Genomic DNA, 26,273 nt, shown 5'->3' with positions numbered 1-26,273 from the left:
TGCAAAACCCGTCCTGCCGGGTGGCACTTGAGGTCTCTGATGTGGGAGCGATCCCCAGATCGCGATATCGAAGCCGCCAAAGGCGGGTCGCAATAAAAGTCATCGAAGTCTCATTGGCTAAGACAGCAGGGCATTTTGTACATAGAATACCTTTAGTGAAAGCGTTGTTCCGCTGTTTCCCAAGCTCCAGAGACTGTGAAAGTATTCCCTCATTCCCACGGTCCTCCGTCACTACCATTAAGTTAAGCCGCCAAAGAATAAGTAATGCTGGCATTTTCCGCATTCAGGCTCGAATGTGCTTCAAAAGCCCGCCATCCATGGCACTGGATTCCGCCAGTCCGTGGCGGAATGACGGGTTTCCCTTAACTTAATGACAGTGACGGTCCTCCGTGGGAATGCATACCGATCTTGTCTCGGCAACCAACGTATGGATTTTCAGGGAGGACCGTGGGAACCAGAAAACTCACTGTCATTATGTTAAGCCGTCATGTCGGCATGGATTGCCGACATCCAGACTACACGGATGTATTCAGTGCTTGCCATCCATGGCACTGGATTCCGCCACTCCTTGGCGGAATGACAGGGGTTTCGATATCTTAATGGCAGTGCAAGCTAGAGCTTGGGAAGGAGCAAAAACTTATACCAATTATCTCTCCAAACCGCTTCCGCACTAGGAGAATGCGGAGAAACTACAATCGGAAAATCCATCAGGAGTGCCCGAATTTCAGAACCAAAAAACTATTCATGAAGTCTTTTATACGAAAGTACCGTTCCATTCTTTTTATCATCCTTTCTTCCGCAGCCTTGACTGCCTGCGACGACACCGAACGTCAAATGAACGAATATCTCGAACAAGGTAAGCAATTATTTAAAGCGGGTGATTACGAGCAAGCCCTTGCCGCTTTCGAACAGGCGCTCGAATTCAAGCCGGATCAAGTTGAAGCCTTGTTCGAATCTGCCGAGACTTCGGTAAAGTTGGGCAATGTACAACAAGCCGCAGACCTTTACCGGCAGGTCGTCAATGCCGATCCGAAACATTTGAAGGCCCGCGTCAAACTCGGACAAATCTATCTGTTGGCAGGTCAAGTCCAAGATGCCGAGACATTGATGAAACAGGCGTTGGCTATCGATGCCGAGAGTCCCGATGCCTTGGTTTTGCAGGCTGGGATTTTGGCCGCGCAAAATAGTAGCGATGCCGCGATCGTTAAGGCGGAAGCCGCGCTCGCGAAAAGGCAGGGAGACGTTCCGGCTGTATTGCTGCTCGCGTCGCTCAAGGCCAAATCGGGCAAACTGGATCAAGCGATCGAGTTTGTACGCGGTTATGCCGATCAAAATTCCGACGATACTTCGTTACTCTTGATGCTGGTCAATCTATACGTCAAGACTCAAGCTTTCGACAAGGCCGAAAAAACATTCGAAGACATTATTAAAATCGAACCGAAACCCTTGTTGCACCGTAAGCGATTGGCTTTGTTTTTGATCGAGCACAATCAACTCGACAAGGCTGAAAGCGTACTGCGCGATGCCGTTATCGATTTGCCTGACAATCGGCAAGCGATTGTCAATCTGCTCGATTTCTTGACCGAAAAGCGGGGGCCGGAAATCGCCGAAGCCGAATTGATTCCGCTCTTGGAAGAATATCCCGACGACTTTGTGTTGAAGTTCGGCTTGGTTAATTTGTATCTGGCACAAAATCTGACCGATAAAGCCGAGCAAGCGTTATTGGAGATAGTCGAGGCCGACTCTTCCGGCGTTCAGGGCATCAATGCCGAAAATCGCTTGGCTAGGCTCTACGCCAATACCGGCCGAAACAGTCAAGCTGCCGAATTACTCGAATTCGTGTTGCACAAACAGCCCAAACAAAGCGATGCCTTGATTTTGCGCGGCGAGTTGGCGCTCGCCGAAAGCCGCTTGACCGACGCGATCCAAGACTTTCGTGAAGTGTTGGCGGACCGCTCGAACGATGTTGCCGTATTGAAATTGTTGAGCACCGCTCATCGGTTAAATCAAGATCCGGTGCCGGCGCTGGAAAATCTTGAAAAAATCGTGCAATTGCAGCCGGCCGACGAGAATGCGAGGCTTGAATTGGCCGAATTGTTGCTCACTACTGGTAATCCCGGCAAAGCCGTTCAGCAAATCGGCGCGCTGTTGCAAGCCGATCCCAATCATAAAAAAGGATTGGAAGCTTTGTTCAAGATTTATTTGTCTCAACGGCAATGGGAGCAAGCCCGTCGAGTATCGGACGCCGTGCAGCAAGCTTTTCCCGATGAAGCGACGGGGTACTATCTGGCCGGTTTGTCATACCAAGCCGAAGGTAATTCCGAAAAGGCGGTCGAGCGCTTTGCCGATGCGTTGGTCAATCAACCCGATGCAATCGAACCGTTGACGCAATTGGTCAATACCCAGCTGCAATTGAATAAGCCGGACCGCGCTTTGGCCAAGCTTCAAGAAGCCGTGAAGCGGCAACCCGAGCATTTTGTCGCTTACAATTTGATGGGCGGCGTGTTGGCCGCGGCGGGCAAAGCGAACGATGCGGTCGCCGCATTCAACAAGGCGATCGATATCAAGCCCGAGTGGGAAAGTCCGTACCGCAATTTGGCCGGTATTTATCTCAATCAAAACCATAAAACCAAAGCGGTCGAAGTTTTGATAAAAGGCATCGAAAAAACGGCATCGACGACGTTGACCGGCGATTTGGTTGCGCTTTATCACCGCGACGGAGCTCATGATAAAGCGCTTGCCTTGTTGGAGGAAAATTACCGTATGCAACCGACTTCGGCCGTTGCTTTGAATAATTGGGTCCGTTATTTGACCGAACTGGGCGGCGATAGCGCAACGTTGGATCGTGCCGCTAAATTGGCCGCGCCTTTGGCGAAAACGGGTCATCCCGATATGTTGTTTACGGTCGCCGTGTTGGCCTATAAGCAAGGCAGTTACGAACAAGCGAAAGAGTTGTTGTTGAAAGTCACTGCGCTAGCACCCGAGTCGGCGATCGCTCAATACCGGTTGGGTATGGTGTATTTCAAACAAGGCGATCACAAACGGGCGAAACAGCATCTCGAGCGGGCTGTCGGCAAAGATGAAAAATTCATCGGTATCGAAGAAGCCCAACAGATCTTGAAGATGCTCGAGGATGTTTGAATCTTTTTTGGTTGTGTAGTTTATTTAGCCTGGGCGGCTTCGATATCTTTTCTTTATAACTGTCCCTCCGGGCTTCGAAATCGCGACGAAGGCGTCGCTCCCAAAGCGCTTGGAAACCCTTTGTGGGAGCGACGCCTTCGTCGCGATGATCGGATCGGGTTGGTTTGGTTGCGAACTGGTCCGATAAGGGCTTCTGATGCGTCGATAATTCTTTGCCAACTGAATGGCAAAAAACATCATTTTTGTATTTCTGCTTCAAGCAGTTTTTGAATCCTGAATTCCAGTTCGGGATCATGTCCGAACAAGCATTCGGCCAACCTGCCTTCTTTGTCGATCAGGATGCTGGACGGCGTGCCTTGCAGATCGAAAAGCTCGAAGGTTTCGGCACGGTATTTAAGGCCTTCAAGATAAAAGGCTACATTTTGCCGGATTTGCTCGCGTTGCAGATCGCTTTGTTGCTCGAAATCGGGAATACGCGAATTTATGAACTCGGTAATTTCTTCGTCGGTGAAGTTTGCCCGGCGTTCGATCAAACGGTCCATCGCCAATGGAAATGGGACCCGATAGGACAGCTTGCCGTCATCCAACAAATCATGTTCGGCTAAGACGCGATAGGAATGCCCGATGACCTGTTGTTGATTAACCAAAAGCTTTAAGTTGTCCAGCGTGTTTTTATCGAAATCTTCGAAAGCCGTTGATATGCCGATGACCGTCAGGCCCTTATCGGAGTATTTTCGATGCATTTCTATTGCCTGGGGCAAGCCATAGAGGAAGCAGCCGGGACAATTGAGTTGAAAGACTTCGATCAGTACGACGCGCCCGTTTTGCTGTGTTAAATCAATGGGGTTTCCCTGTATCCAATCGGATACAGGCAAAAGTGGGACGGTTTGGCCTATTCGTATTTTATTCATCATAATTTACTCGAATATGTTGTTAGGGTTTCGGACTCGCAAAGTAAGATTTTTGGAGTAAGTGTTTCATTTCGACCATCATTGTCGAAAAAGGTTTTTCGCTCGTTCCCAAGCCGGAGTTTGAGATACAGCGAAGGAGCTTAGGAATATGCACAAAATAACTTATACAAGTAGTAGGCTTTGTGGCGGTTTGGTGACTCGCTTGACAGGACGCCGTGAATACGTCCCTGTAGGCTTGACGGTGGCTATCCCTGCCGCCGACACCTGTCAAGCGAGTCACCAAACCCCCTTCCGACAGTTGTCTAAGTTATTTCATGCTCGTTCCTTAATACTTACAAATCAATTTATTTTCCGAGTCTATAATGTCGGTTTTACGGGAATCACTCAGAATTTCTCAAAGTCAGTCATTTCAAGTCAGGAATAAGGCAATGAATCCACGTGTTAGAGCGTCGAATAAAGAAATATTCGGTTGGGCGATGTTCGATTTTGCAAATCAGGCTTATACCTTGCTGATTGTAACGGTCGTCTTCGGCGATTTATTTACGCGAGTGATCGTCGGCGATGCACCCGATTACCGGCTTGGTAATCTGCTTTGGAGTGTGTCTTTGGCGATCGGTTATTTGGGCGTCGTGATTTTTTCGCCCATAGCAGGCGCGGTTATGGATTACACAGCCAATAAGAAACGTTTTTTATTCGGTAGTTACTTATTGACTGTGTTCAGTACGGCAGCGCTTTATTTTGTCGAACCGGGTTTGGCGTGGTTGGGCGTATTATTGTTGATTATTTCCAATTTCGCATATTCAATCGGCGAAGCATTTATTGCGGCATTTTTGCCCGACCTCGGCCCGCCGGATGATTTGGGTAAAATTTCCGGTTTCGGTTGGGCGCTTGGTTATGTCGGCGGTATGGTTTCGGCGATTTTTGTGTTGTTGGTGCTGGGTGAAGTTAGCGCCGAAAATTTTGAAAGCATTCGTTGGGTGGGCCCTTGGGCGGCCGTATTTTTTTTGGTTGCGGCGATTCCGACTTTTTTATGGGTCAAGGAGCGTGGCGTGCCTTGTTCGTTACCGCCCGGAACGGGATATTTCCGTATTGGTATCGGCCGAGTTCGCAATACGGTTGAACATATCAAGGATCACCGCGACCTAGCGGTAATGTTGGTGTCGATTTTTTTCGCGATGAGCGGTATATATATCATCATTACGTATGCATTCATCTACGGCGCGCAAATTATCGGTTGGGACGAGGAGGTCAGAACTTGGATGTTCATTATTGTGCAGATTACCGCAGCGTTAGGGGCGGTGGCTTTCGGTTTCATACAAGATAAGTTGGGTGCGTTGTTTACTTATCGACTGACTTTGATATTGTGGATATCGGCTATCGCAATGATTTATCTGACGCCTGTGTTTACTGAAATGATGCAGTCTCAGTTCAATGTCGCTTGGCAAGCGCAATATGTTTTTTTATTCGTCGGTAGTGTCGCGGGGTTGAGTCTGGGGTCTTGCCAATCGTCGACTCGAACTCTGATCGGCTTGTTCTCGCCGTTGTCGCGTTCCGCCGAGTATTTCGGCTTTTGGGGCTTATCGATGAAGTTGGCCGGCATGTTCGGCTTGATGGCAATCGGTTTGTTGCAGATTTTGGTCGGGCTGAAAAGCGCGATTTTGTTTTGTATCGTACTATTTGGCGCGGCTTTGTATTTCAGTCGACAAGTCAGTGAGGCAAACGGGCGTGCCGCCGCCGAGAAAGCGGACAGGGAGTGTGTTTTATAATCCTAACGTTCATGAAAGCCAGGCAATCGCCCCAGTAAATGAAAGTGCGAGGGCGTGGGAGGGTGCGGTTACTCGCCCGACAGGACGCCGTGAATACGTCCATGTAGGCTCGACGGCGGAATCTGATTGCCAGGGATGGCATGAATGCAGATTTTGCAGGAGCAAAAATCTGCCCTGCCGCCGACGCCTGTCGATCGAGCAACCGCACCCTCTTCGGAGTTGGCATTGTGTTACATATCGAAAAATTAGATAAAGAGTCTCAATCTACGAACTTTCACAGTAAATTAGGCAGTTTAACCATGAAACACATGGTAAATTTATTTCCCGGTGCATTAAGCGTTTATGCCGAAATTGGGATTAATACCACGGATAATAAAAACGAGGATGGTAGCGGTAGTATCCATAAGGATAAAAGCCCCAGGGGTAAGGTCCGTAACCGAAGCCTGCTCCGAAATCGGTACGGCAATCTCTTTGCGTGCGTTCGGGCCAACGATGAACCGTTTGGATTTCAACGACGGGCACATTCAGTGATTTGTTGCCGATTTTAAGCGTGTCGCTGCCTTTCAGAGTGCCGGCGGCGGTGATTTGGGTGTTTTTACGGTAAACGGCAGGATCGTAAAATTCGGGAGTTTCCAGGATGAATCGGCCTGAGGCTTCTTGGTCGGTTTGCGGTCTTCCGAATCTGTCCAACGGGTAATGAAGAATCTGTAGTCGACTAAGATTTTCCTCGTTGTCGACTTGGATAATTGTGCCGCCCCAGCGTACTCGATAATTTTTATAGGTGTCGATGCGATCGATGGTTTCGGTATATTGAATGTCTGGTACCGGTGCTTTTTGTATCGCCACGGGCAGGCTGGAACATCCCGATAAGAAGAGTGCGGAAAAGAGGATAAACCATTTCATAGCCTGGGCTCACGGTGTTTATTGATGCTAGTTTCAGACCTTTTTTTTAACGCCTAATTCATTTTACTATGAAAGTGCCTCCTCGCTAACCCAAGCAAATTCTTTTCCGGGGTGATGAAAGCTTTTTCATTATCGCTGGGCGAATTTTTTCGACATTTCCGCGAGTGCCTGTTTACAGCTTTTGAGCGGCCGCCGTTTCATGGTGTTTGAACGCGGTTTTTAGGGGCGTGTATAAATAAGATGCATAAAACCCTTGTAAACAGTTAATATAGCTCAATATTCAAATACGACTCTCGCGTTGGAATCGTGTCGAATGATGGCTTTTCCATGCTGTTTTTATCAAATTGTTTAATCGACTAGGATCAATTGCTATGAATATTGTTGGTTTATCTTCTTTACGGGCTTTGAATTTAAGCCTCATGTTGTTTGCTGGTTCGATAGGTGTCGCGGGGCTTTCCGGTTGCGCTACGGTCGGTAAGGATTTTGCCGCATCGCGGGTGATGGATCTGAAAATCGGCGAGACGACTCAAAATCAAGTACGGGAAATGTTTGGTCAGCCATGGCGGATGGGCATGGAAGACGGTCGTCACACTTGGACGTACGGAAAATATAAATATTCTTTATTCGGGCCGGCCGAAACCGAGGATTTGGTCATTCGCTTCGACAATAACGGCATTGTTAGGTCGTATACCTTTAATACCAGTAAAAAATAAGGAATATGTACAAAATAACTTCTACAAGCATTACGCATTGTGGCGGTTCGGTGACTCGCTTGACAGGACTCCGTGAATACGTCCATGTAGGCTTGACGGCGGCTATTCCGGCCGCCGACACCTGTCAAGCGAGCCACCGAACCCCTTCCAACAGTTATCGAAGTTATTTCATGCTCGTTCCTAAGTGCCGATGATATGACGGCGCCGATCGAGATCACGCATCAAAAACTGGTTGTTGCGGTTTCATCCCGGGCTTTGTTCAACTTGGACGAGTCGCATCGGATCTTCGAAACGGAAGGTAAAGAGGCTTTTTGCCGTTACCAGATCGAGCATGAGGATGAGATTTTGGAGCCCGGTTTCGGTTATGAACTGGTCAAGAAGTTTCTAGCGTTGAACGCCATCAGCAAAAGCGGCCCGATCGTCGAAGTGATCTTGTTGTCTCACAACAGTGCCGATACCGGTCTTAGAATTTTTAATTCGATCGCGCATCATAAGCTCGATATTTCCCGCGCGGCGTTTACCAGCGGTGTTTCGCCTTACGAATATATTCGTGCATTCGGCGCGCATTTGTTTCTTTCGTCGAATGCGGTCGACGTCGCTAACGCCTTGGCGGCCGGTTATGCGGCCGCGACGATATTGTCGGGTTCTTCGCTGAAAAAGTCTCATGATCAATTGCGTATCGCATTCGACGGCGATTCGGTATTGTTTTCGGACGATTCCGAGCGTATCTATCAAGAGCGCGGTCTAAGCGCATTTACCGAAAACGAATGCAGTCAAGCCAAAAATCCACTGCCCGGCGGCCCTTTCAAGGAGTTTTTGAGTACTCTGCATCGTATCCAGGCTCAGTTCGATCCGGATGCCGTCCCGATTCGAACGGCTTTAGTAACCGCGAGAGGCGCACCGGCTCACGAACGGGTGGTTAGGACGCTTAGACTTTGGGGTATCAGAATCGATGAGGCTTTATTTTTAGGCGGCATGCCGAAAGGCCCTTTCTTGGACGCTTTCGGTGCGGATATCTTTTTCGACGATCAGCAAGGCCATTGCGAATCGGCTGCACGGCATGTTGCCGCTGCTCATGTGCCGCACGGTGTCGCTAATCGGAAACGATCCGATAATGCATGAAATGTTCCCCGGCTTCGATCAGCTTGTTGAGATAATAACGTTTGTCGAGTTGTTCGACCCGGACCAATTCGTCTCCTGTCGAATATTTGCCGGGCGGCAATAAGACGGTTTCGGTTTTTGACGGCGAATCGACCAATAAGGCTTCGATAGTCGTTGTTTGAATGCGGAATTGAACGGAATTGGCTTCCCCCGGTAATGTTTCTATCAACATCTGTTGTATAGGGGATGAGCTTTTGATTGTTTTTCGGATTATGCCGATGCAAGGTATTTCTTGTTGATTGTAGAGGAAAATCGGTTGGCCGGCGGTGAGTCGTTCGTTCTTTGCATGACCTAGGAGGTACTGCGTAAACTTCGTCTGTTGTATATTAATCCATTCAACTTTAATGCTTTTGCCGCTTTCTTGCGATAGATGCAGCTGGCGAGGGCTTAGCATTTTGAATTCACTTTCCATCGGGATTAGTTCCATTTTGCTCAGCGCCTCGGCTTTGTCCATTGGGCCGCTCAATCGATGGATCTTAAAAATCCTTTCAAGGTGCTTCAGCCGTTCGCTTATTGCCGTCATACCGACGGTATAACAATAAGCTGTGGGCTTTGATAGTATCACCGAATCGAGAATATCTTGGTAGCCGCTAATTTTTTGACGTAACGTGAAATATAAATCGTCTTGCCCCTCCATTTCCGGTGCTAGGCCTGAAAGATGCTGCGCAACCTCCTCGGTGTTGAAAATAAGGCCGTTTTCGCCAGGGATATCAGGAATGTCTTGATGCAAGGTTTTATCGCAACCGTCCCAGTAAAAGTTATAAGACGGGTTCAGTGATTTTTCGAACGCTACTAAATCGGCAATGCGATCGGCGAGATCGAAATAAGCGATGATGCGTTGCGCTGGTGCAGGGTAAGGGTCGAATAATGCGAACAACAGATTGCGTTTTAACACCGACGATATCGATTTATGCACTTTAAATGCCGGAATTTTGCTCGATAACGAAATAGGGATTAATTGTTCATTGCGTGCGATTCGATAGAGTTTTCCCGTCTTTTGCCAAAGCGTCGAGGAATTCCGCTCCGAAAACAATGTATTGGTTCGCATTGTCAGTCCGGCGATTTGCATGGCCGTAAAGATGGCATGAGCCTTGCGTTTTTCGTTTAAGGATTGGGCCGTAGATGCATGGCAGTAGGCAAGGCAGTGGCTACGTAACAATTGACTACTGAGTCTGGCAAGTTTGCGGGATTTTGGGTTCACCGAGCCTTCGGCAATGATCGATGGTAATAATGATGCGATCAAATTATCGGAAATATGTAAGACCGACGGGGTTAAGGTATCGAGTACGGCCAGCAGATCTTTATCGCCGAATCGAATATGCGGTATTTTTTTTAATGCCGCATAAAGCGTTGCGCCTGAGGCAATGGAATCTTTTACGTCGAGTCGACTTAACCAATCGGCTACCGCGTCTTGTTCCAACGTAAAAGGAAGTGATTCAGATTTTTTCATCGTATCTGACTTTTGACAATTCATTAAGCTGTTACATTGTAGACTCTATGTTTTTTTTCGTTGAGAAATTATCCGCACTTCGTCCCTGTAAATTTTGGCTATGTTCGCGTTAGCAGTTGAAACGATTCTCTTTCCTACTAAATAAACCACTTAGGAAATAGTCAATGATTGCTTTCCAATACGCTGAGCGTGGAAGAGGGTACGATTACTCGCTTGACAGGACGCCGTGAATACGTCCATGTAGGCTTGACGGCGGAATCTGATTGCCATGGATGGTATGAATGCAGATTTTGCAGGAGCAAAAATCTGCCCTGCTGCCGACACCTGTCAATCGAGCAACCGTACCCTCCTTTCAGCCATTGGCGCGATATTGAAAAAAAAAGTTATTCAGAGTCGAATCCTTGGGGTTCATGTTGGGTTTAAGTTCAAAAGTATCAACTAATAACGCGAACATAGCCTAAATTTTAAAGTACACGTTCCGATGCTTCGATTGGTTTTTTGTATGGTGCCCCAGCCACTTCTCTCACCAATTTCGGAACTAGATAGCCCGGTAGGTATTTTTGCATGGCTTCGTATAAGCCTAAAGTTTCTGCTTCGGAAACTTCAAAATGTCCGGTGCCGGTTGCTTTGTCGAGACAATGCAAATAATAAGGTACGATGCCGTTGTGAAATAAGGTTTCGCTAAGCCGACACAATTGTTCGGCGTTATCGTTGATGTTTTTCAGCAAAACAGCCTGATTGAAGAGCATCATGTCGGCATGCTTAAGTTTTCGGCAGGCGATCTCGACGGCAGGGCTAATCTCGTTGGCATGATTGCAGTGCATGACGATCGTAACGCTTGGTCGTGCGTTATTCAGGGTTTTGATTAATTCATCCGTAATTCGCGACGGCAGCACGATAGGGATGCGGCTATGAATGCGGATGCGGGTTAGATGTTCGATCGCATTTAGCTGCTCGATGAGTTCGGCTAGACGGCTATCGCTTAATAACAAAGGGTCGCCGCCGCTGAGAATGACTTCTGAAATACTCGGGTCGTTGGCAATATAGTCGATGGCCCGGTTTTGCTTTTGGCGTCCGAGTTGGTAATCGGCATACGGAAAATTTCTGCGAAAGCAATATCGGCAGTTGATCGCGCAGGTTCCGGTATTGATCATCAAAACTCGGCCTTGATATTTGTGCAAAATATGGTTTTCGCGGGTAGCCATGAGATCGCCGACCGGGTCGTCGTTGAAGCCCGGGTAGGCGAGGGTTTCATCGTGAATCGGCAGGACTTGCAGCAATAAAGGATCGTTGGGATCGTTCTTATGCATGTTTTCGGCAAAGCTTTTCGGTACTTTCAGTGCAAATTGCTTCGCGGCTTGTTCCGATATCGGTAAGTTTTTTGGGTCGAGTTCCAAAAAAGCGCAAAGCGTTTCGAAAGTCGTGAAGGCTTCGGTAAGCTCTTGTTGCCAGGAAATTTTCGGGACAAACGGAGGGTTTTTGGTCATCGGATGCGATTTCGAGTTTCTAACAGTTCGGCCGTCTATTATAATGGCGAGCTTTTATTTTTAATTATTTCTTTATTCTTAATTGGCAGTCGTGAGGAAAATATGGCCACATTTAGTACCAATGAATTTAAAGCCGGATTGAAAGTCATGTTGGACGGTGATCCCGCAGCGATTATCGAAAACGAATTCGTCAAGCCGGGTAAAGGCCAGGCATTCAATCGGGTTAAGATTAGAAATCTGAAAACCGGACGAGTCATCGAAAGAACATTCAAATCGGGCGAGTCGCTTGAAGGCGCCGATGTGGTCGATATCGAGATGCAATACCTCTATAACGACGGTCAATTCCGCCACTTCATGGTTCCGGATACGTTCGAACAGTATCAGGCTGATGAAAAAGCCGTCGGCGATGCCGGGCTTTGGCTCAAGGATCAGGATATGTGTACCGTGACGCTATGGAACGACGTCCCACTTTCTATGATGCCGGCCAATTTTGTCGAATTGGCGATTACCGAAACCGATCCGGGCGTGCGCGGCGATACCTCCGGTGGCGGCGGTAAACCGGCCGTATTGGAAACCGGCGCGGTCGTTCGCGTACCGTTATTCGTGCAAACAGGTGAAGTGATCAAAGTCGATACCCGCACCGGCGAATATGTCTCGCGCGTCAAAGAATAGTGACGCAGGACGATTGGCTACCGACCGGTTCGTTGGAGTATTTGCGTCAGCGGGCGCGAATGCTGGCTGCGATTCGCCGGTTCTTCGACGAATTGGAAGTCCTTGAGGTCGAAACGCCGCTGCTCTGCCATGGCATCGGCACAGATCCGCAGTTAGCCTTTTTCAGTACCGAATTTTGCTTTCATCCGAATCGGCAGACGCTGTATTTGCAGACTTCCCCAGAATTCGCGATGAAGCGTTTGCTGGCAGCCGGTTATGGTTCGATTTACCAAATCTGTAAGGCTTTCAGAAACGGCGAGTCCGGCCGTTTTCATAATCCCGAGTTCACCTTGCTCGAATGGTATCGAGTCGGCTTCGATTTATTTCAATTAATGGCGGAAATCGACCGGTTGATTCAGGTTGTTGCGAAGCCTTTCAAAACACTTAAGCAAACGCATACCGTTCATTACCAAGAAATTTTTCTAAAATATACCGGCCTCGATCCGCTAACGTTTTCGGCCTACGTTTACCGGGAATTTGCCGAGCGCGCCGGCTTGCCTGAAGCCGTTTCGATTTGTGAAAACGATCATGCGCTGTGGCTGGATTTTCTTTTCAGTCATTGCGTGCAGCCTCATCTGGGAGAAGACCGTTTATGCATGGTTTACGGATTTCCGGCCTGTCAATCGTCGCTCGCGCGCCTGAATGCCGATAATCCCGCAATAACCGACCGTGTCGAGATTTTTATCGACGGCGTGGAATTGGGTAACGGTTTTTACGAATTGTGTAATGCCGACGAGCAAGAGGCCCGTTTCGATAAGGAAATCGACTTTAGAGCCAGCAATGGGCTGCCGCCTGTTGACAAAGATCGGCGCTTCTTACGGGCGCTCGAATCGGGTTTGCCCGATTGCTCCGGGATGGCGATCGGTTTGGATCGTTTAGTGATGGTGATGATCGGTGCCGAGTCGATCGAGCAAGTCTTGGCGTTTTCGGTCGATAGGGCTTGATAGAAAAAGAGGAAAGAGGAAAGAGGAAAGAGGAAAGAGGAAAGAGGAAAGAGGAAAGAGGAAAGAGGAAAGAGGAAAGAGGAAAGAGGAAAGAGGAAAGAGGAAAGAGGAAAGAGGAAAGAGGAAAGAGGTTAGATCGAGGTGAGATTTAGTTCAATTTTTTGCTGTTTCCCAAGCTCCAGCTCTCGCCCTTATACTGACCTCCTTGAGGTACGTTGTTGGACATCTAGCGCGATGGCAAAACCACTCAATCGCTGGAGCACGGTATGGTAATCCCGTCAATGTTAATGCAAGCCCTTAGGGTTTGATTAGTGTAGGATTCTATGCTTAAAGTCCTGCATAGTTTTAATGCTTGGCTCCTCGCAGCCGGTTATTCCTTGGTTACCCCTATAGTTTCGGCAGGTTGCTCGGCCGCTTTCAAGCGTGGCGAAACCAGGTGTGTGGTGTAGGCTTCCTCAAGTTTTTTGTCGCCGTACTTGGTGAATTTGAGCGGTATTCGGTTGTCTGGTTGCTTGCTTAGATACACCGTATTCGAGGGTTTGAGATTAAGGTCGTGTGCATGGAATCTCAGTATTCGTAGAATCCGGCTGGCTTGAGCAAGATTGCAGCGTATGGCTTGTTCCAAATAAGGCAATCGGCCCCGGCGCCAGGCGGCGATGTCCTGTTCCGTCAAAAGTTCCATTTTTTTGAAAAGCCGAACCGGCGCAACATAACCTTGATCGGTCAGTAATTCCGCCGTTGCCTTAACGATGCGGAGATAGAATTTATCCGTGCGGTAATTTTCTATCGTGACTTTTTTCATTGAATGGTGGTAACTATTCAGCGCATGCGGTAGGTTGGTGTCAGACATTGATTTCTAAGGACGCGTGAATACATCCTTGTAAGCTCTGACTGCAACGTCCTGTTGCAGACAGCCTTATAAATTAATGCCTGACACCTTCTCATACATGACTTATGCTGAATAATTACGAATGGTGTTTTTTAACTAGTAATGATAAATCTGACCGCATCGAGTCTTAATTGCGCGTCTTGAATATTTTCGTGCAAGAGCATCGCGGTTTCTTTCTGGAATTCGATTTCATCTTCGCGAATCGACGGATTGACCAGTTTTAGCCGAGTCAACCGTTTGATTTCGCCGGTCATCGTCTCCAGCATGTTTTTTTGACTGTCCGTAATCAACCGGTTCATTTGCGCTTGGGCGTTTTGTTCGGCGATGTCGAGCAGGGTAGTCAGGTGTTTTCGTTGGCTGTTCAAAAAAGCGACGATCTGTGTTTTGTCGAATTTTTTGCCAGAGTCGATCAACTCGATATGTTCGATCGTATCGGTTAAGTCGGCCTTGTTTTGGTCGATTAAGATGCGAATAGGTGTATGCGGCAGAAAGCGTCCTATTTGCAGTTCGGGCGGGGCGCTGCATTCGACGATGAACAAGCATTCCAATAAGAAGCGGCCGGCTTTTTGGTCTTTATGCTTGACAACACTGACACCGGCATTACCGGTATCGCTGGACAGAATCATATCCATCGCAGCGGCGACCATCGGATGTTCCCAGGTTAAAAATTGCAGTTCCTCGCGGGCCAGCGCAATGTCGCGGTTGACGGTAACCGTCAAGCCGTCCTCGGAAAGTCCGGGGAAATGCGCCATGCGCAGGTGTTCACTGGGTCTTAGAATGTAGCAATCGGCCGAATGGAATTCGGTATCGACGCCGTAACATTCGAAGACGTCTTCCATATAAGGCCATAGCAAGCCTTCATTATCCTGTTGCTTGAGTCGATCGATCAGTTCTTGAGCGTCATCTTTACGGCAGGAATTGAGTTCGAGCAGCAAATCGCGGCCGTTATGCAGTTCGGTTTCGATTTGTTGCGCTAGGGTTTGAGTTTTGGCAATCAGTTTGTCGAGCGATTCGCTATCGTATTTTTCGAGCGCGGTGTGCAGTTCATCATGCAGAAGCTCGGCGACGCGTTGTCCCGCCGAAGTATTGTGACGGAAGGCGTTCAAACCTTCGTCGTACCAGCGGAATAGGGTATGTTCGCGGCTGCCGGTCAAATAGGGTACATGAATTTCGATGATGTGACGTTGACCGATGCGGTCGAGGCGGCCGATGCGTTGCTGTAACAGGTCGGGATTGTCCGGTAGATCGAATAAGATCAAATGATGGACAAACTGAAAATTGCGGCCTTCGCTGCCGATTTCGGAACAGATCAGTAGTCTAGCCGAGCTTTCTTGGTCGGCGAAATAGGCCGCCGCGCGGTCGCGTTCGATGATCGACATGCCTTCATGAAAGACGGCCGCAGCGATGCCGAAGCGCTTTTCGACAATGTGTTCGAGTTCGATCGCGGTTTGCGCATGCCGGCAAATCAATAATGCTTTTTGACCCGCTAAAGCTTTGATTTTTTCAACGAGCCAAAGTGTACGGGGGTCTTCCTGCAAGGATTCTGAGCTTCCGTTCAAAGTGTACCCTTGACGTTCTCGGTCAGGGAAGCCCTGCACGGTTTGCCGGGAATTTCTGAACAAAATCCGGCCGGTACCGTGATGGTCGAGCAGAATCTTCACTAGTTCTTCGCGTGCGAGCTGTGATTTTTTCGGATCGTCCAGGTTTTTGAGTAGAGTATCGACATGGTCGTGCTTGACCAGGCGCGCTAAATGGGCTCTTTCGTCCGGCGTTAGTGCTTGATTAGCCAGCAACGATTTGGCGGCTTCGGCAACGGGTTGAAAGTGTGTTTCTTCTTCGAGAAAGGCGCTGAAACTATAGAATCGATTCGGGTCCAACAGGCGCAATCGAGCGAAGTGGCTTTCCTTGCCGAGTTGTTCCGGTGTCGCGGTCAATAAAATCAATCCGGGCGTCGATGCGGCGAGATTTTCGACGAATAAATATTCCGGGCTGGCCGAGTTTTCGCTCCATTGCAAGTGATGGGCTTCATCGACGATGATCATATCCCAACCGGCATCCAACGCTTGTTGTTGCCGTTTCGGATGTTGCGCGAAAAACTCCTGGCTGCAGAGTATCAATTGTTCGGTGTTGAACGGATTTTCAGTCGACGGTTCGGATTCGCCGATATAGTCGATATCGATGTTTTCGATACCTAGGCAGCGCGCTTCGTCGAGAATGCTGAAACGTAGATTAAAGCGCCTGAGCATTTCAACTAGCCATTGATGAAGAAGGCTTTCGGGTACGATGATCAGGGCCCGATTGCTTAATCCGTTATTGAGTCGGTGATGCAGAATCAATCCGGCTTCGATGGTTTTGCCGAGGCCGACTTCGTCGGCAAGCATGATTCTAGGCGTCGGGCGCCCGGCGGCTTCATGCGCGATGAATAATTGGTGCGCGATCAGCGACGTCCGTCCGCCTTGTAGGCCTTTGACCGGCGATTGTTGATGTTCGCGGCAGTACTGCCATGTTTGATAACGCAATTGAAACCAAGCACTCGGGTCGAATTGCCCGGTAAACAAGCGATCTTGCGGTTTATTGAATTGGATATGATGGTTCAATTCCATTTCATCGAGGCTTATCTCCCGGTTCTCCTCGGTTTTACCGACATATGTCACCAGACCATTGCGTTCGATGACTTTGGTCACGGTCAATTTACTGTAATCGGCAGACTCGATGGTATCGCCTTCGCTGAAAATGACGCGCGTCAGGGGGGCATTATCTTTCGCATACACGCGGCGCTCGCCGGTAGCCAAAAAGAGCATTGTCACTCGGTTGTACTCGGATTCGACGACGATGCCTAAACCCAATTCGGATTCGGTGTTGCTGATCCAGCGTTGACCTGGAATAAAATCATTCATGAAACAAACCTGTTAGATGAAGCCTGAGGCAGGCTTCGATCGGGAGCGATAAACCTAAATTCGGCACCGGGGGAGGCTCTAAAAGCCCAGCGCCTAAATTATCTGAGTAATTGAATAGCCGATTGGCCTGGAATTTAGGTGTTGGGTTTGCGGCGTTCTTTGACGAGCGCCCCTGCGCAGAATTTTGATCTCCGATGGGTGTGGCAATCAATAGTCCTCGACTTTGGAATCGTTGGTGTACAGTGGTTACGTGTGTACCAGGATTAATAAACGTCCCGAACGTAGCGCTTATCCTTTTTCAATTGATTGACATAATCGACTGCCTGCTGTTCGGTCATTTTTCCCTGTTCGGCGATCACATCGTGTAACGCTTTATCGACATCCTTAGCCATGCGGTAGGCATCGCCACAGACGAAGAAATAGCCGCCTTGTTCGAGCCAAGCGAATAATTCCGCGCCGTGTTCGCGCATTCGGTCTTGAACGTAAATTTTTTCCTGCTGATCCCTGGAAAATGCCAGGTCGAGCCGTGTCAATAGACCGGAGGCTTGCATTGCTTCGAGTTCTTCTCGATAAATGAAGTCTGTCGCGGCATTACGGTCGCCGAAAAATAGCCAGTTTTTACCTGTTGCTTGCCGTACTTCCCGTTCCTGCAGGAATGCGCGGAAAGGTGCGACGCCGGTGCCGGGGCCGACCATGATCATCGGCAGGCTGTTATCTTCCGGGACTCGGAATACCTTGTTCGGCGTGAAAAAACAGCGGACATCGGTCGTTTCATCGACGAGATCGGCCAGGAAGGTTGAACACACGCCTTTGTGTTCGCGGTCGTGGCTTTGGTAACGGACGCTGGCGACGGTTAGATGTACGGCATCCGGGTGTTTTTTACTGCTCGACGATATCGAATAGGCACGGTGTTGTAGCGGTTTCAGCAAGGCGATGAATTCGGCCGCAGAGATATCCATGTCCGGGGATTGCAACAACAAGTCTAGAATATCGCGGCCCCAGAGATAATTCGTCAATTTTTCCTTATCGTTTTCTTCAAGCAACGTATTCAATTCCTGATCGCCGGAGCGGCGAGCGATTTCATCGATCAGTTCCTTGGATGGCAATTTGATTTCGAAATGAACGCGTAGCGCTTCGTTAAGCGGCATTAATTCGCCATCGACCGGGACTTCTTCTTCGCCTGAACAGTTGATTGTTTGTAGGATGTTTTTGACGAGTTCCGGGCAATTGGTCGGGAATACGCACAACGCGTCTCCGGCTTCGTAGCTTAGGTCTGAACCGGCGATCGAGATTTCATAATGTCGTGTTTCTTTCGATGATTCGGGGGCGGTCAACAGACGATTGACGAGTAATTTGGCCGGGAACGGGTTTTTACGGCTATATTTCGGCGCTTCGACCATTGCTGCGTCGGAGTCGACGATAATGGTCGTCGAGGCGCCCTCGGCCATATGTGGGATCACTTCTGAAATCCACAATTCGGCCGGTTCCTCGAAGTCGACGTCGCAGTCGATCCTGTCATAAATACGTTCGGCGCCGAGTTCGGCAAGCCGTTGATCCCATTCGATGCCGGCTTGGCAAAATTGATCGTAACTCGTGTCGCCGAGCGCCAGTACGGAATATTTCATGTGCTGCAACGACGGTGCCGCATCGGACGAAATCGCTTCCCAAAGCATTTGCGCATTGTCCGGCATTTCGCCTTCGCCGTAAGTGCTGGTGATGATCAAGAGATATTCCATCTTGCCGAGTGCATCCAATTCGACTTCGTCCATGCTTTTGACGATCGGTTTTAAGCCGTGGGCTTTTGCGGATGCGGCGGCATCGTTTGCCAAGGCTTCGGAGTTACCGGTTTGCGTTCCGTAAAGAATATGAATGATGCGAGCGTCGGCCTGGCTCTTGCTGCCGGCGCTTTGTATCATTTGCGTATGCATGCCCGCGAAAAAGCCACTGAGCCAGGCTCGTTGACTGTCGCTGTAAGGTGCATCGAGTGGAATATGAGGTGTTTTCATCATGTTTAGTTACAAATTAATGAACGTAATACCGGCATGCCCGTGATTTCTCACAGGTTATGCCGGTACTGGTAAAAAGTGCGATTGAATTATGCCGAAGCCGGAGCCATCATTTCCTGAATAATATTGGAACCGACCAGTCCCGCAAGATATTGTTCGACACCAGGAATGCCGGCCAAGGCATCGCGGTTGATAGTGTCCTGCTCAATGATCCAAGCGGTCGAGCCGATCGAGTAGATGCTTTGTACATCACGATTGGCCAAGGCGGTTTTATAATCGGTAAGGCGCTTGCTTGCCAACAGCCAGCTCAGTTGATCGTCGCTGTAATTACTGTAAGCTTCGCGAGTCTCTTTAACCAACGCATCCTGAATTTTACGCGGACGGGACTCAATTAATTTCCAAGCCGCTTTTTCCAAGGCTTCTTGTGTCGGCGTGGCGGACTTGAAGTTCAATTGCTCGCCGGCTATCCGGAATGCCTTATCAATGACCGCGTAACTGTTAACCAGACTAAAGGTCAAGTTGGTGTCGGTTTCGCCGTAACCGGGAATCGCGCCGCCGAATAATGGCTGTTTTGTCCGATAAGCCGATTTCATTTGTTCGATTTGGCGTGTTGCGTAGGAGACCGCCAATTCTTCGATCATCGCTTTGCGATCCATGGTTTGGCTTAAAAACTCGGCTGTCTGTGTTCTATATAACCATAGCGGAATCGTGAATTTGAAATGTTTGCGTTCGGTTTTCCAATTTTTCAGAATATTTTTGGCCTTGCTGGAGTTCGCATAATCGGCGTGTTGTTCCAGCATGGACAATATGAATTGTTCATGCGCCCGTGCTCTATCGGTGTCTTCGGCTAGGTCGTGTAGTTCGACCGAAGTCTTGTCGTAAAGCCTCGGTAACAGGTTTTCAGGGTCGTATTGATAGGCATTACCGCCGGACATGCCGTTACAGAAGCCCTTGCCGAAGTGGCCGAGATTCAGTACCGCACCGTTGGTCATGTATTCGCAGGCGAAATCGCCGACGCCTTCGACGACTGCCATCGCGCCGGAATTTCGCACTGCGAAACGGTCGCCGGCCTCGCCGTTGATAAAGGCTTTGCCGCCGGTCGCGCCGAACAGCGCAAAGTTACCGATCAGTACGTTATTACCGGGAGTTTTGATCCCGCCGCCTGGAGATTCAACGATTAAGGTGCCGCCGCATGCCGATTTGCCGACGCCGTCGTTACAGGTGCCGGTATGTTCCATGCGCATGCCGTCATTCATGAAGGCGGCATAACTTTGCCCGGCCGAGCCGGTCGTTTTTACAACGACCGAGTCTGGCGCAAGATATCGCCGTCCGTGTTGGTTGGTATAAATCGTTTTCGAACGAGCGACTTGTTCTTCGTTTAAATCGTAAGCGAGTATGCGTTCGATATCGATTGCAGTCTGGCCTCCGACCGTTTTATTGCGATTACTGAGTTTGAAGTCATCTCCTTCTATAACGATTTGCGTCTGATTGCCTAAAATCACCGACGATTTAACTTGCTCGATGATTTTGTCGTCGATGCTGAAGTTCGCTTCGAGATAAATCGGTTTTTCGACTTTGACGACCGGCACTTGGGTCAGTAGTTTTGTGAAATCGAGCTGTCCGACAATAGACGGGTGATTGATTAAATGCAATAAATCGGTTTGGCCGCGAATTTCGCTAAGGCTGTGATAGCCCAGTACCGCCAGAATTTCGCGGACTTCATGCGCGAGATTCATGAAATATTGCGCCAGTACTCTCGGATCGCCCTTAAACTCCTCATGCGTCGTGGTCAAGCCGGCTGGACACTTTATGTTGCAGTTTTTGGCCATTACGCAGCGCAGCATCATCAAAGCCGTCGTGCCGAATTCGAAGGAATCGCCGCCCAATATCGCAGATTTGACGACATCGAGTCCGCTTTGATGCGCGGCGCTGCAGCGTAAGATGACTTTGTCCCTTAAGCCGTTTAAGGCGAGGGCTTGATGGACTTCGGCGATGCCGATTTCAGCAGAACGACCGGTGTTTTTCAGGCTCGTGACGGCAGCCGCTCCCGTGCCGCCGGTGTTGCCGGCCACATTGATGACATCGGCGCCTGCTTTCGCGACACCAACTGCAATTGTTCCGATGCCTTCGGACGAAACGAGTTTGACGACGACGCGAACGCGGGCCGCCTTGGCATCGTGAATCAATTGACCGAGGTCTTCGATCGAATAGGTGTCGTGATGCGGAGGCGGGCTGACCAACTCGACTTGCGGCGTGCCGCCGCGCAATGCCGCGATTTCGACAGACACTTTGGGTGCCGGCAGCTGACCGCCTTCGCCGGGTTTAGCCCCTTGCGCTATTTTAATTTCTATCTCTTCGATATTCGGATCGGCCAGATAACCTGCCCAGACGCCGAAGCGGCCCGATGCAAATTGTTTGATTTTACTCGAACGTAGCGTGTTGAAACGGCTCGAGTGTTCGCCGCCTTCACCGGAGTTGCTGAGAGCGCCGGCAATGTTGGTGCCTTGCGCTACAGCCTCGTGTGCTTCGGCGATCAGAGCACCGTGACTCATCGCTCCCGAAGCGAGCCGGGCGGTGATTTGATGAGCTGGTTGAACGTCGGCCAATGTTATCGGAGAACGGGCCGTTTTTATATTGGCCAAATATTGCCCGAAAGGATTGTCGCTATCTGAGAGCTTGATTGCACAGGCATTGTTAGTAACGCTGATCGTTGCGGCGCTATCGCCGAAACGGTTTTTGAAATGTTCGGCAAGAGCTGTCAGCCGCGTTTCGTTGTTGTTTTCAGGCAAGGTTATTGAATAATTAACCCCGTCGATTCGTTCAACCGCGATGCCGTGAATCATGTAATTGTTGTTTCCGAGCAAGCTTTGCTTACCCAAAATACGGTCGAAATCGGCCGTGCTTTGCGCTTGGCTGATATCGGCCGGTAGGTCAATGATATCCCGTAATGCGGCCGGGCGATTGTCGCGCTCTTGATATAGGTTTTTGGCAAAACTGCGATAAGCCGGTGTTATGCCGAAATTATCGATTTGTTCGGGCGTGCGTTTTTCATAACCGAAATCGAAATAAGCGGTATCGCTGGCTTCCGGCGATTTGTCCTGAGGAATATACAAGATCGGCTCGTCGGTCATGTTGATATATTCCCGGACCGCAAGGTTGCCGAAGCTATGGCCTGCGCCGTCTTGCCGTTCCTTGAACAAACCGATGAAAGGAATATCTTTTTCGTCCTTGATACTTAATGCTTTGCGATGCCATTCGGCCGCGCTTTTCGCAATGTCGGCATACCGCACGCCACCGACCGGCGCGTTGATATTCGGGAAATACGGTTGCAGGCGCGGCTCGTTGGTGTCCAAATAATTCGATTCGAAAAATTCGCCGCCTATATAGCTTTCCACGGTGCAGAGCCCGAACTTGCCCATGGTTTTCATCAGCGATTTTTCAGCCGCTTTTTTAAAATTATCCAGGGCTTTTTGTTGTTTATCGGGCGTGAATTGGCTGATGACACGATTGTAGGCGCTGATTGGGCAGACTGCTGAAGCGCCGAAGCCGAGTATTGTTGCAATGTCGTGAGCGCTGGCGACTTGTCCTGTTTCGGCAATTAGTGACGAGTGGAAGCGCAGTCCCTGTTTGACCAAGTGTTGATTCGCCGCGGCAACCATCAGCAGGGCGGGAATCGCCGCCTTATCGCGGCCGATACCGGTGTCGCTGAGAATGATGATGCCGGTGTTGTCGCGGGCTGCTTGTTCGATTTGTTGACAAACGGCGCGTACCGCCGACTCGAGAAGGTCTTCGTTATTTTTGGGGTTTTCGAAGTCCGGCGTGAATAGCATGTCCAATGTGATGGTCTTGACACTGGATTGCCTGCGGATTTGTTCCAAATGCGTTCTTTGCAGAATTGGCGAGTCGATGACTAATTGCTTGCTGTTGCCCTCTGAAAAGGTCGGTTTGGCGCCGAGCGCTACGCGCAAGGTCATACCGTCGCTTTCACGGAGTGAATCGAGCGGCGGGTTGGTGACTTGGGCGAAGCGCTGGCTGAAATAACGGGACATGCCGCCTTCGGCATCGGAAAGCGCATTCGGAGCAATTCCGTAGCCCATTGCGGAAACTTTTTCAAGACCGGTACTCAACATCGGATCAAGCAGGAATTTAAAGCTTTCCTGATTTAGCGAATAAGCCGTGTGTTGTTGATCGATGTTGAATTGGCTGTTGACCGGGGTTAATTCATCGAAGGAGACGTTTGGCAGTTCGCCGATATGCAGGCTGCGTTCGCGGAGCATCGCTTCATAGTCTTTCTGTCCGGCGAGTGTTTCCAAGACTTGATGGCTGTTATAAATCTGTCCGGTGCTGTGGTCGAAATAAACCATGCCCCCGGCTTCGATACGGCCACGTTTGATAACGTCTTTGGGCGGAAAGTCGATTTGGCCGGCTTCCGACATAACGGCTAGATAGGTTTCGGTTTCAACCGAGCGCAAAGGTCTGAGCCCCAAACGATCTAGACGCGCGCCGACGCGTATGCCGTCACAGAAAATCAGGGCGGCGGGGCCGTCATTTTTTTCTTCATAAAGACTGAAATACTCGAGCATCGCACGAACTTTAGGAGACAGGGTCGTGTCGTTTTCCCAGGCAGGCGGCATCATCGCCAGCACGGCCGTGACGACATCGAGTTCGTCTTCATTGATTCGGCGAGTCAGTGTTTGATCGAGGCGGCCCGAGTCTGATTGTCCGCACGGGAAAACGATATGTTTGTTGTGTAGGCGCGCGATCGCATTTTCACTGAGTCGGTTTTTTTTGTCGGTGTTTAACTCGCCGTTATGCGCCATGTAGCGGAACGGTTGCGCCATCATCGTTGCCGGAGCGGTATTGGTCGAGAATCGAGTATGGAAGAATAGGGTGTGTATTTCATGATCTTCGTCGTAGAGGTCGATAAAATACGGTATTACTTCGAAAGAATTCAGTCGGCCTTTGTAAACCTGGGTTCTCGAGCTCATCGATAGCGGGTAGAAACCGGTTAATTCGTCGCGGGTAAAGCCATCGGCTTCGATATCCAGCAATGCGCTTTGAATCAGTTGTTCGAATTCGCTATGAGTCGCTGTCTTTAAAGCTTCCGGGCGCCCGAAAATTACTTGCTTGATCGGTAGTTGCGCTTTTCTGGATGCTTCGTTGATGACTTGGCTGTCTACCGGGATGTTTCGCCAAGTAATGACCGGCAGGCCGAATCGAGTTAGATGTTTTTCGATCAATTCGATCGCGAAACTATCGTAACGCTCGTGATCTTCCGGAAAGAAAAAGTTGGCGACGCCAAATTCTCCGAGTTGCAGGTTACTGTTTCCGGTGATTTTTCGAAAAAACTTCAATGATAGGTCGACATTCACCCCGGCTCCGTCGCCGATGCCTTCTGCGCTCATGCCGCCGCGGTGCGGAATCGTGCATAGTGCTTCATGCGCCTTGACAAGTAGCTCGTGAGTCTGTTTGCTTTGTTTATGAGTAATAAAACCCACGCCGCAGCTATCTTGGGAAAGATCGGCGTCGTAAAGCAAAGGTTCTTTGAGGTTTATTCGGGAAATTTCAGTCATTATATCCAGCCCGTTCCAGTCATGCTGCGATCAACAGCGTTAGTAGTTCGTTTTTCTCGCAATGCATGCTAAAGTCAAACTTTTCAAAAAGAGCGGTTTGCATTGGCGATGCGATAAGTAATGCAGGCAATTGCGTTCAGAGAAACCTGCAAATGATATCATGAGTCGCATTTTAAGTCATTTAGATGCAAATTGTTATAGTCTTAATCAATTGTTGGGGTTTCGCGATATATTTAGGTGCCCGTCAAAGGCCCAGCACCTAAATTCCATAGGTCATTGGCAATGATTCAAAATCATGGCTTATTTAGGTGCTGGGTTCACGGTGCCCTGTCAAGCGAGTTACCGAACCCTCGACAAAGCTGATAGTTCCAGGACGTTATTTATCACGAAATCCTTAATTATCGCCGAAATTTGAAGTGCGATAGGTATATTAGAAAATAGTTAACTACGGGTTCCAAATAAGAAAATGAATTTTGATGTTGTAGTGGTCGGTGGGGGAATGGTTGGGGCCGCAGTGGCCTGCGGGTTAGGCGGAAGCGGTCTTAAGGTCGCCGTAATCGAGCATGTATTCCCCAATGAGTTTACTTCAGACCAGTCCCATGATCTCAGGGTTTCCGCGTTGAGTATCGCTTCGCGGCATATTTTGGAGGCGGTCGGCGCGTGGCAGGGTGTTTTGAATCGCCGTTATTGCCCTTTCCGGCGTATGCGAGTATGGGAAACCGTCGGCGATACCGAATTTTGCAGTGACGACATTGATTACAACGAGTTGGGGTATATCGTCGAAAATCGGGTAACCCAATTGGCCTTGTTGGAGCGTTTGCAGGAATTTGATAACGTCAGTTTATTTTGTCCGGCTAGTATTAAGCGCATCGATTATGGCTTGGATGACGAAGGCCATCGTTCGGTGGTTGAGCTGGATGACGGTACGGTTTTGACGGCGAATGTTTTAGTCGGCGCCGACGGCGGGAATTCCAAAGTTCGACAGGTATCCGGGATTGGGGTGACCGGTTGGGATTATAAACAACATGCGCTGGTGATCTATGTGGCAACCGATTATCCCCAGCAGGATATTACTTGGCAGCGATTCGTGCCGAGCGGTCCACAGGCTTTTTTGCCGTTAACCGGTCGATACGGGTCGCTGGTTTGGTATAACTCTCCTGGTGAAATCAAGCGATTAAAATCCTTGCCCTGCGAGCAATTGCTGAACGAATTGACCGAGGCGTTTCCGGATTGTCTTGGCAGAATCAATACTGTTTTGGGTACCGCTTCGTTTCCGTTGAAACGGCAGCACGCTCAGAGTTATGTGAGGCCCGGCATCGCTTTGGTTGGTGATGCTGCGCATATGATTAATCCATTGGCCGGTCAAGGCGTCAATATCGGTTTGCTCGATGCGGCGGTGTTGGCTGAGGTGTTGGTCAATGCTCATCGATCGGGTCGGGATATTGGCGATATTGCCGAATTGAAGCGTTATGAAAAGTCAAGGCGTGCAGACAATCTAAGAATGATGACGGTCATGGATGTTTTTTACCGGGTTTTCAGCAACGAGATCATGCCGGTTAGGATTTTGCGCAATTTGGGTTTGGGTTTGGCCGAGCGTGTCGTGCCGGTCAAGAAAAAAGTTATGCGAGCCGCGATGGGATTGGATGGTAGGTTGCCCAAATTGGCAAAGGGTGAGTCGATTTAGGTTCGACTCTTTTTTGGGTTGAGGCCGCGATATCGAC

16 protein-coding genes are annotated in these 26,273 nt (G+C 49.4%); 8 read left to right on the top strand and 8 right to left on the bottom strand.

Annotated elements, in window-relative coordinates; all coding sequences use genetic code 11:
• Positions 1-744: 744 nt before the first annotated feature.
• On the top strand, positions 745-3,141 hold the full coding sequence (locus METBU_RS0109855; protein ID WP_017840464.1) for a tetratricopeptide repeat protein: 2,397 nt from the start codon (positions 745-747) through the stop codon (positions 3,139-3,141).
• 236 nt (positions 3,142-3,377) lie between these two features.
• Here METBU_RS0109855 and METBU_RS0109850 read toward each other — a convergent pair whose 3' ends face one another.
• Positions 3,378-4,055, bottom strand: coding sequence for a peroxiredoxin family protein (locus METBU_RS0109850; RefSeq protein WP_017840463.1), 678 nt, complete (start codon positions 4,053-4,055; stop codon positions 3,378-3,380).
• A gap of 425 nt (positions 4,056-4,480) precedes the next feature.
• Between METBU_RS0109850 and METBU_RS0109845 the strand changes: the two genes are divergently transcribed.
• Positions 4,481-5,818 (top strand): MFS transporter, encoded by a 1,338-nt coding sequence (locus tag METBU_RS0109845; protein ID WP_017840462.1) that lies wholly within the window; start codon positions 4,481-4,483, stop codon positions 5,816-5,818.
• Between the two features lie 357 nt (positions 5,819-6,175).
• Here the strand turns inward: METBU_RS0109845 and METBU_RS0109840 are convergent, their stop codons facing one another.
• On the bottom strand, positions 6,176-6,721 hold the full coding sequence (locus METBU_RS0109840) for a Slp family lipoprotein (RefSeq protein ID WP_026130129.1): 546 nt from the start codon (positions 6,719-6,721) through the stop codon (positions 6,176-6,178).
• Between the two features lie 371 nt (positions 6,722-7,092).
• On the opposite strand from METBU_RS0109840, the gene bamE reads away from it, so the two are divergent.
• Together bamE and METBU_RS0109830 are read left to right on the top strand one after the other, a co-directional pair.
• Positions 7,093-7,434, top strand: a complete 342-nt coding sequence (bamE, locus tag METBU_RS0109835; RefSeq protein ID WP_017840460.1) for an outer membrane protein assembly factor BamE domain-containing protein — start codon at positions 7,093-7,095, stop codon at positions 7,432-7,434.
• Between the two features lie 195 nt (positions 7,435-7,629).
• Positions 7,630-8,556 carry a 5'-nucleotidase gene (locus METBU_RS0109830; protein ID WP_017840459.1) on the top strand — a complete coding sequence of 309 codons (927 nt, stop codon included), beginning with the start codon at positions 7,630-7,632 and terminating at the stop codon, positions 8,554-8,556.
• Here METBU_RS0109830 and METBU_RS0109825 read toward each other — a convergent pair.
• Together METBU_RS0109825 and epmB are read right to left on the bottom strand one after the other, a co-directional pair.
• Positions 8,528-10,045 carry a hypothetical protein gene (locus METBU_RS0109825; protein ID WP_138767091.1) on the bottom strand — a complete coding sequence of 506 codons (1,518 nt, stop codon included), beginning with the start codon at positions 10,043-10,045 and terminating at the stop codon, positions 8,528-8,530. The genes METBU_RS0109830 and METBU_RS0109825 overlap by 29 nt on opposite strands.
• Before the next feature lie 464 nt (positions 10,046-10,509).
• Positions 10,510-11,532: an EF-P beta-lysylation protein EpmB gene (epmB, locus tag METBU_RS0109815; protein WP_017840456.1), complete on the bottom strand. Its 1,023-nt coding sequence runs from the start codon at positions 11,530-11,532 to the stop codon at positions 10,510-10,512.
• A 102-nt stretch (positions 11,533-11,634) separates the two neighbouring features.
• Here epmB and efp point away from each other — a divergent pair, with 102 nt between their 5' ends.
• Genes efp through METBU_RS28055 form a run of 3 tightly spaced genes read left to right on the top strand, consistent with a single transcriptional unit; the run spans position 11,635 to position 13,339 of the window.
• Positions 11,635-12,204, top strand: a complete 570-nt coding sequence (gene efp / locus METBU_RS0109810) for an elongation factor P (RefSeq protein ID WP_026130128.1) — start codon at positions 11,635-11,637, stop codon at positions 12,202-12,204.
• Between the two features lie 59 nt (positions 12,205-12,263).
• Positions 12,264-13,187, top strand: a complete 924-nt coding sequence (epmA, locus tag METBU_RS0109805) for an EF-P lysine aminoacylase EpmA (protein ID WP_235726458.1) — start codon at positions 12,264-12,266, stop codon at positions 13,185-13,187.
• Positions 13,184-13,339, top strand: a complete 156-nt coding sequence (locus tag METBU_RS28055) for a hypothetical protein (protein WP_017840453.1) — start codon at positions 13,184-13,186, stop codon at positions 13,337-13,339. Before epmA ends, METBU_RS28055 begins: the two co-directional genes overlap by 4 nt.
• Positions 13,340-13,557: 218 nt before the next feature.
• On the opposite strand, the gene METBU_RS23865 is transcribed toward METBU_RS28055, so the two are convergent.
• The 4 genes from METBU_RS23865 to METBU_RS0109780 all read right to left on the bottom strand — a co-directional run bounded on the left by METBU_RS23865 (position 13,558) and on the right by METBU_RS0109780 (position 24,552).
• Positions 13,558-14,037, bottom strand: a complete 480-nt coding sequence (locus METBU_RS23865) for a hypothetical protein (protein ID WP_138767093.1) — start codon at positions 14,035-14,037, stop codon at positions 13,558-13,560.
• 131 nt (positions 14,038-14,168) lie between these two features.
• Positions 14,169-16,973: an RNA polymerase-associated protein RapA gene (rapA, locus tag METBU_RS0109790; RefSeq protein ID WP_017840451.1), complete on the bottom strand. Its 2,805-nt coding sequence runs from the start codon at positions 16,971-16,973 to the stop codon at positions 14,169-14,171.
• Between the two features lie 263 nt (positions 16,974-17,236).
• A complete protein-coding gene (locus METBU_RS0109785; protein ID WP_017840450.1) occupies positions 17,237-18,979 on the bottom strand; it encodes a sulfite reductase subunit alpha in 1,743 nt (580 codons plus the stop codon).
• A gap of 89 nt (positions 18,980-19,068) precedes the next feature.
• Positions 19,069-24,552, bottom strand: coding sequence for a glutamate synthase-related protein (locus METBU_RS0109780; RefSeq protein ID WP_017840449.1), 5,484 nt, complete (start codon positions 24,550-24,552; stop codon positions 19,069-19,071).
• A 466-nt stretch (positions 24,553-25,018) separates the two neighbouring features.
• On the opposite strand from METBU_RS0109780, the gene METBU_RS0109775 reads away from it, so the two are divergent.
• Positions 25,019-26,236, top strand: coding sequence for an FAD-dependent monooxygenase (locus tag METBU_RS0109775; RefSeq protein WP_026130127.1), 1,218 nt, complete (start codon positions 25,019-25,021; stop codon positions 26,234-26,236).
• Positions 26,237-26,273 lie beyond the last annotated feature (37 nt).

Origin of the sequence: Methylotuvimicrobium buryatense 5G, assembly GCF_000341735.1 — a bacterium.
Taxonomy (GTDB): Bacteria; Pseudomonadota; Gammaproteobacteria; order Methylococcales; family Methylomonadaceae; genus Methylotuvimicrobium; species Methylotuvimicrobium buryatense.
Note: the sequence above shows the minus strand (reverse complement) of the source record. Positions and strands in the feature narration are given on the sequence as shown.

What these genes read in the sequence shown, in the direction of transcription:
- efp (WP_026130128.1), top strand. Translation starts at nt 11,635, where the DNA reads ATGGCCACATTTAGTACCAATGAATTTAAAGCCGGATTGAAAGTCATG.
- METBU_RS0109780 (WP_017840449.1), bottom strand. Translation starts at nt 24,552, where the DNA reads ATGACTGAAATTTCCCGAATAAACCTCAAAGAACCTTTGCTTTACGAC.
- METBU_RS0109825 (WP_138767091.1), bottom strand. Translation starts at nt 10,045, where the DNA reads ATGAAAAAATCTGAATCACTTCCTTTTACGTTGGAACAAGACGCGGTA.
- epmA (WP_235726458.1), top strand. Translation starts at nt 12,264, where the DNA reads ATGCTGGCTGCGATTCGCCGGTTCTTCGACGAATTGGAAGTCCTTGAG.
- METBU_RS0109855 (WP_017840464.1), top strand. Translation starts at nt 745, where the DNA reads ATGAAGTCTTTTATACGAAAGTACCGTTCCATTCTTTTTATCATCCTT.
- rapA (WP_017840451.1), bottom strand. Translation starts at nt 16,973, where the DNA reads ATGAATGATTTTATTCCAGGTCAACGCTGGATCAGCAACACCGAATCC.
- METBU_RS23865 (WP_138767093.1), bottom strand. Translation starts at nt 14,037, where the DNA reads ATGTCTGACACCAACCTACCGCATGCGCTGAATAGTTACCACCATTCA.
- METBU_RS0109850 (WP_017840463.1), bottom strand. Translation starts at nt 4,055, where the DNA reads ATGATGAATAAAATACGAATAGGCCAAACCGTCCCACTTTTGCCTGTA.
- epmB (WP_017840456.1), bottom strand. Translation starts at nt 11,532, where the DNA reads ATGACCAAAAACCCTCCGTTTGTCCCGAAAATTTCCTGGCAACAAGAG.
- METBU_RS0109845 (WP_017840462.1), top strand. Translation starts at nt 4,481, where the DNA reads ATGAATCCACGTGTTAGAGCGTCGAATAAAGAAATATTCGGTTGGGCG.
- METBU_RS0109840 (WP_026130129.1), bottom strand. Translation starts at nt 6,721, where the DNA reads ATGAAATGGTTTATCCTCTTTTCCGCACTCTTCTTATCGGGATGTTCC.
- METBU_RS0109785 (WP_017840450.1), bottom strand. Translation starts at nt 18,979, where the DNA reads ATGAAAACACCTCATATTCCACTCGATGCACCTTACAGCGACAGTCAA.
- METBU_RS0109775 (WP_026130127.1), top strand. Translation starts at nt 25,019, where the DNA reads ATGAATTTTGATGTTGTAGTGGTCGGTGGGGGAATGGTTGGGGCCGCA.
- METBU_RS0109830 (WP_017840459.1), top strand. Translation starts at nt 7,630, where the DNA reads ATGACGGCGCCGATCGAGATCACGCATCAAAAACTGGTTGTTGCGGTT.
- bamE (WP_017840460.1), top strand. Translation starts at nt 7,093, where the DNA reads ATGAATATTGTTGGTTTATCTTCTTTACGGGCTTTGAATTTAAGCCTC.